The organism is Tateyamaria omphalii, from assembly GCF_014651375.1.
Classification (GTDB): domain Bacteria; phylum Pseudomonadota; class Alphaproteobacteria; order Rhodobacterales; family Rhodobacteraceae; genus Tateyamaria; species Tateyamaria omphalii.
Genome location: NZ_BMWT01000002.1, coordinates 884,437 through 896,737 on the forward strand (window position 1 = coordinate 884,437; position 12,301 = coordinate 896,737).

Annotated in this window: 16 protein-coding genes and 1 tRNA gene; 6 read left to right on the forward strand and 11 right to left on the reverse strand. The window is 54.0% G+C overall.

Annotation, left to right across the window (positions count from 1 at the left end):
• From IE087_RS09950 to IE087_RS09965, 4 genes are read right to left on the reverse strand one after another with little or no spacing between them, the layout of a single operon-like run.
• The gene (locus IE087_RS09950; protein ID WP_189369151.1) at positions 1-564 is read right to left on the reverse strand and encodes a metallophosphoesterase; all 564 of its coding nucleotides are present in this window, start codon (positions 562-564) and stop codon (positions 1-3) included.
• Positions 561-752 carry a hypothetical protein gene (locus tag IE087_RS09955; protein WP_189369152.1) on the reverse strand — a complete coding sequence of 64 codons (192 nt, stop codon included), beginning with the start codon at positions 750-752 and terminating at the stop codon, positions 561-563. Before IE087_RS09955 ends, IE087_RS09950 begins: the two co-directional genes overlap by 4 nt.
• A gap of 24 nt (positions 753-776) precedes the next feature.
• Positions 777-1,343: a hypothetical protein gene (locus IE087_RS09960; RefSeq protein ID WP_189369153.1), complete on the reverse strand. Its 567-nt coding sequence runs from the start codon at positions 1,341-1,343 to the stop codon at positions 777-779.
• On the reverse strand, positions 1,340-2,140 hold the full coding sequence (locus IE087_RS09965; protein ID WP_189369154.1) for a P-loop NTPase family protein: 801 nt from the start codon (positions 2,138-2,140) through the stop codon (positions 1,340-1,342). Before IE087_RS09965 ends, IE087_RS09960 begins: the two co-directional genes overlap by 4 nt.
• Before the next feature lie 59 nt (positions 2,141-2,199).
• Here IE087_RS09965 and IE087_RS09970 point away from each other — a divergent pair, with 59 nt between their 5' ends.
• The 3 genes from IE087_RS09970 to IE087_RS09980 are packed head-to-tail and all read left to right on the forward strand — an operon-like array spanning position 2,200 to position 3,832.
• Positions 2,200-2,442 (forward strand): helix-turn-helix domain-containing protein, encoded by a 243-nt coding sequence (locus IE087_RS09970; protein ID WP_189369317.1) that lies wholly within the window; start codon positions 2,200-2,202, stop codon positions 2,440-2,442.
• Positions 2,443-2,450: 8 nt separating this feature from the next.
• Positions 2,451-2,945 carry a hypothetical protein gene (locus IE087_RS09975; protein WP_189369155.1) on the forward strand — a complete coding sequence of 165 codons (495 nt, stop codon included), beginning with the start codon at positions 2,451-2,453 and terminating at the stop codon, positions 2,943-2,945.
• A complete protein-coding gene (locus tag IE087_RS09980; RefSeq protein ID WP_189369156.1) occupies positions 2,945-3,832 on the forward strand; it encodes a hypothetical protein in 888 nt (295 codons plus the stop codon). Before IE087_RS09975 ends, IE087_RS09980 begins: the two co-directional genes overlap by 1 nt.
• Before the next feature lie 24 nt (positions 3,833-3,856).
• Here the strand turns inward: IE087_RS09980 and IE087_RS09985 are convergent, their stop codons facing one another.
• The 4 genes from IE087_RS09985 to IE087_RS10000 form a co-directional block, all read right to left on the reverse strand.
• Positions 3,857-5,539, reverse strand: coding sequence for a relaxase family protein (locus IE087_RS09985; RefSeq protein ID WP_189369157.1), 1,683 nt, complete (start codon positions 5,537-5,539; stop codon positions 3,857-3,859).
• A complete protein-coding gene (locus tag IE087_RS09990; RefSeq protein ID WP_189369158.1) occupies positions 5,536-5,991 on the reverse strand; it encodes a plasmid mobilization protein in 456 nt (151 codons plus the stop codon). The genes IE087_RS09985 and IE087_RS09990 overlap by 4 nt, the downstream gene beginning before the upstream one ends.
• Positions 5,984-6,733, reverse strand: coding sequence for a helix-turn-helix domain-containing protein (locus IE087_RS09995; RefSeq protein ID WP_189369159.1), 750 nt, complete (start codon positions 6,731-6,733; stop codon positions 5,984-5,986). The genes IE087_RS09990 and IE087_RS09995 overlap by 8 nt, the downstream gene beginning before the upstream one ends.
• Before the next feature lie 206 nt (positions 6,734-6,939).
• On the reverse strand, positions 6,940-7,146 hold the full coding sequence (locus IE087_RS10000) for a MerR family transcriptional regulator (protein WP_189369160.1): 207 nt from the start codon (positions 7,144-7,146) through the stop codon (positions 6,940-6,942).
• 110 nt (positions 7,147-7,256) lie between these two features.
• Here IE087_RS10000 and IE087_RS10005 point away from each other — a divergent pair, with 110 nt between their 5' ends.
• Positions 7,257-7,871, forward strand: coding sequence for a helix-turn-helix domain-containing protein (locus tag IE087_RS10005; RefSeq protein WP_189369161.1), 615 nt, complete (start codon positions 7,257-7,259; stop codon positions 7,869-7,871).
• Here the strand turns inward: IE087_RS10005 and IE087_RS10010 are convergent.
• Positions 7,850-9,025 carry a tyrosine-type recombinase/integrase gene (locus tag IE087_RS10010; protein WP_189369162.1) on the reverse strand — a complete coding sequence of 392 codons (1,176 nt, stop codon included), beginning with the start codon at positions 9,023-9,025 and terminating at the stop codon, positions 7,850-7,852. The genes IE087_RS10005 and IE087_RS10010 overlap by 22 nt on opposite strands.
• A gap of 146 nt (positions 9,026-9,171) precedes the next feature.
• A tRNA-Ser gene (locus tag IE087_RS10015) sits at positions 9,172-9,261 on the reverse strand.
• Positions 9,262-9,456: 195 nt separating this feature from the next.
• On the opposite strand from IE087_RS10015, the gene IE087_RS10020 reads away from it, so the two are divergent.
• Complete coding sequence (locus IE087_RS10020; RefSeq protein WP_189369163.1) at positions 9,457-10,461, forward strand: NADP-dependent oxidoreductase; 1,005 nt, start codon at positions 9,457-9,459, stop codon at positions 10,459-10,461.
• Positions 10,462-10,503: 42 nt separating this feature from the next.
• Here IE087_RS10020 and ychF read toward each other — a convergent pair whose 3' ends face one another.
• Entirely contained in the window at positions 10,504-11,598 is a 1,095-nt protein-coding gene (gene ychF / locus IE087_RS10025) for a redox-regulated ATPase YchF (protein WP_189369164.1), read from the reverse strand.
• Between the two features lie 188 nt (positions 11,599-11,786).
• Here ychF and IE087_RS10030 point away from each other — a divergent pair, with 188 nt between their 5' ends.
• Positions 11,787-12,272, forward strand: a complete 486-nt coding sequence (locus IE087_RS10030; RefSeq protein WP_189369165.1) for an acyloxyacyl hydrolase — start codon at positions 11,787-11,789, stop codon at positions 12,270-12,272.
• Positions 12,273-12,301 lie beyond the last annotated feature (29 nt).

A 12,301-nucleotide genomic window follows, 5' to 3' on the forward strand; every position in this document is an offset into this window, starting at 1 on the left:
TCAACCTATCTCCACATTGCGCTCCACATCGTCCCAATGCATGTTAACCGGAAGCGTCCTAGCTCTTTGCTGAATGTCTTGGATCGTTACAGGAACATATCCCCACACATCTACGCCGACATTCACCGCGTTTCTGCTCCCCATCCATTGATCGTGGACATGTCCAAAAAGTTGCAACGCACCCTTCCGCGCCCTGTGCCAGGTGATCATCGGATAGTGGCAGAGAACCGAAGGCGCTCCCTTTCCATCGGAGACTTCGGTGAGTTGGGTCACTGAGGTCCATGGCCACTCCTGGGTCGCCTCGCCATCATGGTTGCCAATAACCAAATGCTGCTCTTTCCCGGGCAGGCGGGCAAAGAGGTTGGTCAACCATTTACGGTCCTTGGCCTTGGGACCAAACGCGAAGTCGCCGACCACCCACAGGGCGTCATCTGGACCGACCATGGACGCCAGATTTTCCATCAACACGGCGTCCATGTGGCTCGCTGACTGGAAAGGGCGATTGCAGTGCTTGATGATGTTGTCGTGACCGAAATGCGTGTCGGCTGTGTACCAATGTTTCATTGCCTGAAATTCCGCGTAGGTGGTGGCCGCACGCCGGGCGGATACACATCTTTCGTGCCATCAGGATGAAGGATGATTGTCTGGCCATTTTCCCAATAGATCACCGGAAACCCAGCGGCCAAAGCCTCATCCACTGCTTTAGTTGTCGCTTCCCCCACGATCTTATCCAGTTCGCTCAGCGTCATCATTCTCACTGTTTTTGCCCCTAGGTCTCAAACGTTCTCGGCTTGGGCCGCGACGAGCAAACTGTCGATTTCAGCTTTCAAAGCATCGGTACGCTCCCGATAGCCTTTCGCCCAGGCGTTCATCCCGATGAAGGCGGAGACCAGTAACACAACTGCGTAGATCTGGAAGCCTGTTCCTGTGAAGGCGGCATCCTGAAGCCCGAACGGCTCAGCCAGGGCTCCCCAGACAAACAACCCTGGCAAAGCCAAGACGATAGCCGCGACGACTGCGCCGCCCAGAATTGAACTAATGGATGTGCTGGTCTTCAGTTCCTTTGCATCTTGCACCCAGTTGCTCGTGAAGTTTGCGAATGCAACGGGCCTGCCGGACGTTCGTTTGATCACGACAGCAACGTCATGGCCGGGCTGCGCAGCGCCGAATAGGTCGCCAGAGTATCGGTGTTCAGTGCCACCTTCATCGCGGAGCCAGAGTTCCGGCGTCGTGCGGATATTGCCGTAGCCAGTTTTTCGATCCACGCGGACGGACTCCATTCGATCCTTGGTCGCGGTGACAGTGCCTCGGACCAAGACAAGCTGTCCTGTTGCGCTGGTCATGTTGGGAGTAGCTCAGCGAGCTTGTGCAACGGCAGAGGGTGGCGTCGTGCCTTCGGGTGTCGAGGACGTAGCTCATAGCCGTCGAGCGCCAGCATAACCTCGTTCACAAGCTTTCTGAGCTCGCTTTGCATCGCATAGATTGGACGCAGGCTTGGGATACGCGATGCAAGCGGCTCACCTTGCGGTTCGATAGCGAATTTCATGCACATGTGTGGCACGTGTCCGCCTATCGAAATTTCGGAAAGGATTTCGCTTTCTGGCAGCCCATGCTGAAGCAATCGACCGACCGTGAAGGCGGCAGAAACGGCGCGAGCTTGGCTGTCGTCAAAAGCATGCCCGCAACGCAGGCCGTAGATAGGCGCGCGGACATCAAGCGGGTCCAGTGCGACCGAAATCCTCTGAGCCGCAAGGGCGTCCATGAAAGGCGAGAGAATTACATCGGCATGGTCGGCTGCCGCCAGATCAAGATCATCAAGGCGCGCGCTGGTATCGATTAGGACCGGGGATCGCATGAGCGGGCCTTTGTCCGCTTCGGCCTGGATGATACGCGCCAGTTCTTCCCTCGTCGCGGCCTGCCGATATTCGATCTGATCTTCCTTGACGCCACAGCGCTGCATCATGCGATGCCAAATGCTCAGGGTGGATCCACGACGGCAACCCGCGATTTCACGTGAGGCGTCGATCACCAGAGGTCGATAGCTGCCCGTGTCCACGATGGCCGATGCAAGCGCCATGACTGCCGTTGTGCGTCCAGCGCCGCCTTTGGGCGCGAGAAATGTGATGACATGGGGTTTCATAAGACGAATGTATCTTAAAACAGGTAGAGTTAAAACCGACAAACGGCAGTTTGCTGTTTGTGAAAAGAACGCCAAGAAGTGAACTAAGAGACGTACTTGCGCGAAACCTTCGTCTTTTTCGAGCCGAGGTCGGATGGTCGCAGGAACGTCTTGCACATGAAGCAGGTCTGAACCGGACTTACTTGAGTGCGGTTGAGCGGTCAGAACAAAATATCTCAGTGGACAATATTGCTCGGCTGGCGGCCGCAATGAGGGTCGACGCTTGGACGCTATTAAGAGATAAAGACGCGGAAGCAGGCTAAGGCACGCAATGTCAAAGTTCGCAAACGTCGAACAACTATCCGTGTCGGATTTGCTGTCACTACACGCGCGCATCAGCGAGAGTCTTCGTGATCGAGGTGTCGTCCGGAGCGCCAATAATCCAACTGGTGACCTAGCCGAATATCTCTTTTGCAAGGCGTTTGACTGGGAACAAGCACCAAATTCCGAACGCGGCTTTGATGCGACCGGTAGGGACGGTTTACGCTTTCAAATCAAAGGTCGACGAATCCACCGCCGGAACAAGTCGCGGCAACTTTCGGCTATCCGCAACCTGCCAAGCAGACCATTTGACGTTCTCGCAGGTGTACTCTTTGACGATGAATTCAAAATCAGACGCGCTGCACTCATTCCATTTGAAGTTGTCGAGCGTCGTGCAAAGTACGTCGCCCACACTAACAGCAGCAAATTCATGCTCCAAGACGATGTTTGGGATATTGAAGGTGTGATTGATGCTACCGAGAAGCTGAAGCTAGCGATGCCCTGATGGAAAGAAGATATTTCTGGACGAAAGTATGGGGTGCCCCTGATGTTCCAAAGCATGATGCCTTGGCATTTAATCATGAGAGAACCCGCGATGATGTTTTGGCCAACAGCATACCCGGCGATATTGTTGTTTTCCTAACCAGTGACGCAACTGAAGCTGACGCATTGATGCGCGGAAGAGTTGCGGGCGCAGTTGAGATCGCGGACCCACCTGAGCCGATAATGGTTGAGCCATTGCGCGGAAACAGAAGTCGCCCTGAAGACTTCAGGAGCGACGGGCGTTTTCGATGGCCATTCGGGATCACTGTATCCCGGACATGGCGAGTGATTGATCAGGAAGCAAATGACGCGCTGGTACCTGACCATGCCTCTAAGGGCATTCAGGGAGCGGCAACGATCCACGCAATGCAGCCTCTTGAAATACAACGTTTCCGTCGCTTGCGCGTTGTGGAACAAGTCGATGGCGAAAAAGCAGATCGGCAACCATTCTCCTCGTCGTTACGACGTCCATGGCGACAAAAAGCAGGACCACGGTCGGGTTCGTTAGTTAATCCCGGTACTCAGCTCTACGTAGCCGTTATTTCCGATGATGCCGGTATGACGTTCAAGGTGGGTTCTGGCAAAGCCAACGAACGGTTGGCCGAACTCAATCGCTATCGCAGACCCTCACAAGGCGAAGTACTTTGGTCACTATATCAGGATTGGGATTTCGCAACGGTCGAAGCAGCACGAACGGCCGAGGATCACTTACTGGGGCGAGCGAAAGAGATGGGTTGGGGGTCCGAGGATCATAGCGAATTCATAGTTGGTATTGGAATGTCAGAACTGGCTGAGCTGTTTTCAGAAGCCGTTGATCTCGGAGCAACACAGGACGAGGCGAACGCATAAGACACGACAGCCACGTGCAAGACTTTACGGCTCAAAGGTCTTTCTGGGTTGTGCTTGTCCAACTGGCCGATTTAGCCGCTTTTGATCCGGCTGGCGGATGCTTCGAGGTTCGCGATGCGGTGCCTCAACTCGCTGCTGCTTTGGACCAAAGCTTCCGTCCAGCGCGCTTGATGCCCGTGATCGTTCAAGGATTTCATCCAGCAGTTCAACAGCTCTTGTTGCAATTTCGCCGATGCCAGCACGCAGCTTGTCAAGTCCGATGAGAAATTTGCGCTGGTCTTCCTCAAGAGAGCTTCGCAGCGTTTCAATTCGGCTTCCGAGCGCTCCAAAGCGGCTACGGATTGTTCGCAGGTAGCGGTCAACTCTTCTACGCAACCCAACAATTCTTTTTCCAGAGGCGTTAGCATCTATCGGCTCTCCCTTGGTGATTTCACGCAAACGCTGCCTGACCTTGACCGCAGCGGACATGGCACGACTTCGCTGCCTGGAGGGTGCCGAAACACCTGACCAATTCCGCCAAGGCCAGTGGTAACTTCCACCCTCGGCGTTGACGGAACCGAGGTTTGTGGAGGTTGCGATGGAAGGAGCATCAAGGCAATCAGGACGCCCATGATGCCGCTGATCATGGCTCCGACCATCATTGGAGCCAGCAGCGTCAGTATCCCATCCCTGATCCAACCGATCCGCACTTGCTTCATCAGGTCGGCGGCCGTTTCTGCTTTTTCTGTCCAGCGTTCGCAGTTCTGGATCTGGAGCAATATCCGCTGGTCCAACGTCGTTGTTAGGGCGTCGATATCTTGAGAGGTTGTACGCAGCGCGTTTGTCGAAAGCTCTTTGATATCTTTGGTGAAGTTCTCCAGCTCCGAAGCCAGCGAGTCGAGCTGAAGGTCTGCGCTCTCCGCCATCTTCTGACGCAAGCGCTGCTTCAACTGTTGTTTCGACGGTCCATTTTTCATCGAAAATCGCCCCTTTCAAACGAAACCGCTCCTTGCTTTCAGGGTCAAACGCAGTGATGTACTTCTTTCCCAGGCGCGGCGTCTCCCAGCCCATCTCGTGCATAGCAACGACCAGCGTAGAACGGTCGACGATCAGGCCTTCTTCGACCAGCTCGAAGAGCTGTTCATGCAAGCCCTCTCTGGTCTTCGCACGAGTTGGAGCCTCGACTGTGATCTTGGCGTCTTGCTGCCGCTTTGGATCGCGTGGATCGGCCCAAGAGTGCCTGTGGTTCAGCATATCCGCGAGGGCATCGAACTGCGGTTGGTGTCCCGGCCTCGCTATGTTCATGCTGTTGCCACTCGTGAGCTCTTGCCTTGGGACAACGAAGTGAAGTTCGACACGATCCATATGGGAGTGAGATACCCACAAGCAGTCAAATTGGTGGTCTTGCAGTCCAGCGAAAGCCAGCTCCTCAAAGAGCTGCATTACTTCGCGCTGCTGTTGATCAGTTGGAGCGTCTTCGCGTGCAAATGAGACCACACCTGATGTGTAAGTCCATTTATGTCGGCACGTATCGATGAGATGGATAGTGCGTTCAGGGTCACCGGCTAGAACCTCTGGGCGAGGGGAACGGTTGACCATTTTGGGATAGCCGTCATCACCGTAAATCACGTCTCGATTATTGTCGTATGCGACGACCTCGGTTGCGACCAGATATTGAACTGGTCCCGCCCCACCGCCTTTCCCGTTTGAGAAGAAACGGATCATCATTGCGCATCCTCCCGACCACTGATTTCGAGCAGCTCAGCCATTCGACGATCAATTGCGACTAAGGCTGCAATCATCGCAGTTGTTTCCATTTGTCGGATGCTTGACCGGCGAGATAGCTCCTCCCGCGCTTTGCTGGCAAGTTGCTGGACGTCACGGGTTGTTCGCCCCACGGCGCGTGCGATGTCTGGCTCTATTGTTGGCATCGGCTTTCGACGCTTGGCATCCGCCAGCCCAAGCGCCTCGCGCAGCAATTGAGACGCCGACACGCCGGCAGCGTCTGCCTTGGCTTTGATCTCGGCTTTCTCCGTCTTGGTGCAACGAAGATCGACCTTCTCTGACAGCATTTCTTCATTGGAACCGGTCTTTTCGGTGGGGTTGGTAGGGGAGGCGCGCCTCCCATGCCTGCCCGCGTCGCCAGACGTGGGTACACTTGCTGTCTTTTCATTACGCACGATGTCGCCCTCTAACTGCTACACCATCGCCAAATTGCCTTTCAAGAAGCCAACGCGCATAGGCCTCAACCCGAGCGAGCGTCTGTGGGTAACTCGGTACCCACCGATAAGGCCACAACAGCCCCGTTTTCCCACCTTCGGTGACACCCATCGCGAGAACTTGGATTGGCGGCAAATTCCACTCGGCCAGCTTCTGATCCCAATCGAAAAGTTCGTCAGTCATGTCTTCAGAAATGAATCTTAAAGACGTGACTGGATGCGCCGAATTTCGTTGATCTGCATTTCCGTCAGAGTCCTTCTTCTGGTTAGGATTCTGGTTATTATAGAAAGGCTCATCCGTGATCTCTTGAAAGCCCTTCCTTGATCCTTTGGATGCCGGGGAATGTGCGTCTAAAGGATCGTCGGTGGACTTTTGAGACATCTCGTCATGGCAATCTGGTACCGTCTCCAGCGTGGTCACTTTTTCTGGCCAGCGAAGCCGGTACTTTGTGAATTGGCCAGTACCTCGGCCATCTGTTCGCTCGAGCCAACCAGCGGTCTCGAGCTCCAGAATTCCCCTCTTGACGGAAGAGACTGAGTAGCCAGAAACGGTCGCAATTTTCGGGACGGCTGGACACATCAAACCCGTCTTCTTGTTCCGAAAACGGAGCGCAAGGACGATGCCGATAATCCGAGCACAACTGCTCAGCCGCGCGGTTACTAGCAACGTACTCCAATGAGCGTGATGGGGAGAATTAGACATGCCGAGCATGCATGGCGGCTGATTGTGGCAAACATGCATGCCACAACCGCTCTGGTTTAATGAAGGTCTGCAAGGCAATTCCTCTCTGTTGACCAAAAGCGATTGGTGCTCCGGGCCGCAATGTCGATTGTACTTCGCGGAGAAATTCGCTATCTTGCAGTGGTCGAGACTACGAGCGAAGCCCTGCGAAAGCGGGGTTTTGTTTTTCAAGCGACCTGGGTGGTCTGCACCGTGTTTTCGTCGATCCAGTCGTTAAGCGCTTCTCCACTGTATTTCACGCACCTGCCCATCTTGATGTAGGCGGGTCCAAATCGGCGATGTCGCCATTGGGCACGTTTTTCCTTCGAACCAATGACGTCCAGCTCAAGGTCATCATCGTCATACAAATGTTCTGGATCAAAGAACTCAGCCACGGCTGCCCCTCCTTAGTTTTGTTTCGCTTGCGTAGATTCATACTTGCGCAATCACACTTGTGAATAATAAAATGCAATTGCGTAATTTATTACTCAATTCAGGAGCTCAAATGGCTGAATTCTTCTTTGGTGGGCGTACACAGGCGGAGAAAGATGAGAATGCTAGGCTTGAAGAGCTGCATCAGGCAGAAGATGACCGGCTGACCCAAGAGCTTATCGATCAAAGCAAGTTCGAACATCGCCTGGCAAGGCTTCGACCTCACCTAGGCTTGGCTCGCATGCGCTCAGAACTCGGTATTTCGCAAGAGAAGATGGCGCAGATCTGTGGCGTGACCCGACGAACCTACCAATTCTACGAAGGTGGCGAAAAGGCCATTCCAAGCAATGTGTTATGCAGGCTTGGGGCGACATATGAATTTGACATGCACGAGTTGTTTGCTGGAAAGCCGCATTCCAACAACTTGCATGTCCACGCCAGGACGGCCGAAGTCACTGCCGCCGTCGTGCTTCACCTCATCGACAAATTCCCACGTATGGAAATGGATGAAATGCAGCGGATCGCTATGGAGTTCGCGAGAACCCATCGGGGTGCTGGACGGCTTTCGACAGCTGACCTGATCGAGTCGATCCACATTGTGACGGGCGAAAAATACGTGGAGCTTGAGAAATCTTACTTTGAAGTGACTGGCGAACTCAGCAGCGACTACATGGAAGAAGACACGTAGGTGCTCCACTCGGACAAGAGTTTCCGCCGTTTCTCAAGCAAATCGCTTCTGGCGTATGCGCGCTCAACCTCACTCCCGACCTGATGCGCCAAGCTCATTTCAGCAAGTTCGCGGCTGTAGCCAGGTTGCTCGGTCGCCCAATCCCTAAATGTCGACCGAAAACCGTGAACGGTGATGCCCTCAACTTTCATGCGGCGCAGCAACATTAACATGGACATATTGGACATGGGACGATGCCGTTTCTGACCTTCGAAAACGACATCTGATCTCAAAGCTTTGAGCGGCTCGATTATCGTAAGCATCTCCGCTGTCAGCGGAACACGATGCTCTTGATCTGCCTTCATGCGCTCAGCCGGAACGGTCCAAAGCTTCTGATCGAAATCAAACTCCTCCCAGCGGGCGTTCAAAACCTCGCTGGTACGGCTCGCCGTCAAACAGGTGAACATCAGCGCTTTTGCCGCCATGGCGTCTTTCGTTGCAAGCTGTGCGTAGAAGTCGGGAACATCCTTCCAGCTCATCGCCTTGTGGTGCTGCACCTTCTGTTTGACCTGCGGCAGAACGCGCGCGTCTCGGATCGTTGTCACGGGGTTCTCGCCATCTCTGAAACCTTTGGATTTCGCTACGTCCAGAACAGCTTTGATCCGCTGCGCAAGGCGCTTGGCCGTTTCGTGTTTCTCGGTCCAAACCGGAAGCAGGACTTGTAACACCTCCGGCTGGCCAACCTCTGAGACAGGGAGCCGTCCGATCTTTGGGAATGCGTACTCGGCAAGTGTATTGATCCATTGCTGACCGTGCTTCGGATTCTTCCAGGTCGGCAGGCGCTCGATGTGAACTTGTCGCGCGATCTCTTCGAAACATGGGATTTCTTGCCGTCCATTGTATCTTGGGTTGATGCCTCGCTTCGCCAACCGCCGATATTCCAAGGCGCGGTCACGTGCTTCATTCAGGGTTACGACGTCCGCGCCGCCAAGTCCGAAGTCGGTCCGCAAGGGCTTGCCTTCACGGTTGCGCTGGCCCTTCACTGTGACACGTACAATCCAGCGCCTCGCGCCGGATGGATCGACCACAAGGTACAAGCCGCTCCCGTCGCCGTGGCGACCAGGGCCGAGGGTTCGCACCAGATTCTTCGTCAACTTTCCGCTCAGAGCAGCCATAAAATACCACGTTTTCTACCACGCAACGAATAGAAATGAGTCTAATCGAAGAAAACTCAATAGCAACAACCAATGCGTATAAATCAACAAAAACAGCCCCATAGGGGGCCATAAAGCACCCAACGCAATTGAGTGAAAATGGTGGGTGGCGGAGACGAAGGGATTCGAACCCTCGAGACCCTTCCGGGCCTACTCCCTTAGCAGGGGAGCGCCTTCGACCACTCGGCCACGTCTCCGTTGACCCGTCTATCGTTCCACTCTGGTCAGGGCAAGCAGAAAGCAAAGCGCATTCCAGATCACCGTGCAGATGCAAATTGATGCAACATGATGTGCACGAGAGGAAGCGAACAAGAGAATCCTTGCAATGGAACATGATTCAACCCTGAATTGAAAAGCGCCATTTGCGCGACACTTCAACCCGGGAAAAGACAATGTCAAAACATACAGCGATATCTTGGTTTTTTAACGAGCGCCCTACCGATGTATTTACGACAGAAACCCTCACACTGCGGGAACACAAACTGACGGACCTTTTGGAAGGTCAGTTCAAAGTGAAAACACACTACCTTTCCTTAGACGCCACGAACCGAGTTTGGGTCTCGGATTGGGACATTTACATGGATCCGGTCCGTCTCGGAGAGCCCATGCGGGGCTTTGTCGTAGGTGAGGTGACAGAAAGCAGGAACGCGAATTTTCCAGTTGGCAGCTTTGCGTCCGGCATGGCCTCCTGGTCCAATCACGTGATCGGAGACGAGACAACGTTCATGCCATTCCCTGTCCGGGATGATTTGGGGCAGGCCTTTGCCGTGACGAGTATTGCAGGGCCCACTGCACATGTTGGTTTGCATCACATTGGCGAGTTGCAGGAAAATGAAACGATTGTGGTCAGTGGTGCCGCAGGTGCAGTCGGATTGATGGTCTGTCAGTTGGCAAAGCGAAAGGGATGTCGCGTGATTGGCATTGCTGGCTCTGACGAAAAATGCCGGATGCTCATTGACGACTTCGACATTGACGCTGCCATCAATTACAAAACGCAGGATGTCACCGAAGCACTGGGCAAGGTCTGTCCGGACGGTATCGATCTGTGCTTCGAAAACGTCGGTGGCGAGATACTTGATGCGTCGCTCACGCACATGCGTGATTACGGTCGTGTTGTGATTTGCGGCCTGATCTCAAGCTATACGGCGAAAGACCCGGTGCCTGGGCCCTATATGTTTCGCAACATTATCATGCGCCGCCTGAGCATGCGTGGCTTCGTCATTCTCGACTATATGGACCTGATGCCAAAAGTGATGAATGACCTTGGCGAGTGGGTGCAAGCAGGCGAGCTTCGACTACCGCTTCATGTGGTGGATGGACTGGAAAACGCAGTGGACGCCGTGAATCTTCTGTATACCGGTGGCAACACAGGCAAAGTGCTCGTGCGGATGGTGTAAAAAAACTGGCAGGGCGCGTTGAAACGTTGCGCGCCCGGCTCCTTAAGAATGCAGAAAATGCATCACATCACCATCCTTGACGACATACCCCTTCCCTTCAGCCCGCATCTTTCCAGCCTCTTTGGCGGCTTGCTCGCCGCCCAATGTCACATAATCGTCGTAAGCAATTGTCTCGGCACGAATGAAACCCTTTTCGAAATCGCCATGTATGACCCCAGCAGCCTTTGGCGCAGATGTCCCGGACTTGATCGTCCAGGCACGCGCTTCCTTGGGGCCAACGGTAAAGTATGTTTCAAGGTGCAAAAGATCATACCCCGCGCGGATCAACCGATCCAGACCTGGTTCGGACAGGCCCATTTCCTCGAGAAACATACGCGCTTCCTCGTCCTCAAGTTGGCTGATTTCCTCTTCGATCTGCGCCGAAATTACAACATGGCTGTTGCCCTGGCCAGCTGCCATATCCGCCACCTTGGTGGAATGGGCGTTCCCTTCGGCCGCTTCGGCTTCACCAACATTGCAAACGTAAAGAACGGGCTTGCTGGTAAGCAATTGCAGCATGGTCCATGCCCTGACATCTTCATCATCGACCTCGACCACGCGGGCTGGTTGACCATCCTCCAACGCAGCAAGCGCAGTCTTCATCAAACGCTCCTGCTGGACGGCTTCCTTGTCACCGCCCCGGACTTTGCGCACGATATTTTGCAGGCGCTTTTCCAAGCTTTCGATGTCTGCAAGCATCAATTCAGTCTCAATGGTTTCTGCATCGGCAACCGGATCGACACGACCATCGACATGGGTCACGTCACCATCTTCGAAACAGCGTAAAACATGAGCGATTGCATCAACCTCGCGAATGTTGGCCAGGAATTGGTTTCCCAAGCCTTCACCTTTTGATGCGCCTTTGACCAACCCGGCAATATCGACAAAAGTCATTCGGGTCGGAATGATCTGCTTGGATGCAGCGATGGCCGCCAGTCTGTCTAAGCGCGCGTCAGGTACCGCAACCTCACCCACATTCGGCTCGATTGTGCAAAAGGGAAAATTCGCTGCTTGCGCAACCGCCGTTTTGGTCAACGCGTTGAACAATGTCGACTTACCCACATTCGGTAAGCCCACGATTCCCATCTTGAAACCCATCTGATCGTCCTTTCAGCCGTTGCGCTGCTTCTAGCAGGACATCGAACAGGTGCAAGGAGGTGACAGATGTAGACAAAGCAATCGCTTTTTCTTGAAAGGAATTGAACTTCTACAGTGGCATCCGACATGGTGCGTCGGAATGGGGCGCGATATAGGCCCCAGTGGGTATTAAGACTTGGGAAGACAACATGAACCGCATTTGTGTTGCTATAATTGCATTATTTTTCGGAACCGTATCAGCCTCTGCACAGGAATGGGCAATTGGACTTGGAACGTCGGACTTCGGCGACCAAGGTCAGGACAGTGTCGCAGTTGATCTAGAGTATCGCCACACACCGTTCGTGGAAAAGCGTGTTCTATCTGTGGCGTGGGGTGCGAACGTTGGTGTCACAGGCGAAGGCGACGTGTTCATTGGCGGGGGGATTTGGTCACGCTGGCAATGGGACAGTGGTTGGTTCATCGACAACAGCATCATGCCTGGCCTGTACGAAGAAGGCACGGACGGCAACTCCCTTGGATCCGGGTTCGAAATTCGGTCCCTGCTTGGCGTTGGGTACCAATTCGACAATGGTCACGCGATTTCTGCCGCGATCTCTCACAAATCGAATGCGGGCCTTGCCGATAACAACCCGGGCATGAACGTCTATTCCCTTAGATATCATTTCAAGTTCTGACGCTTGCCTTTCGTTCACCGCTTTGGCAG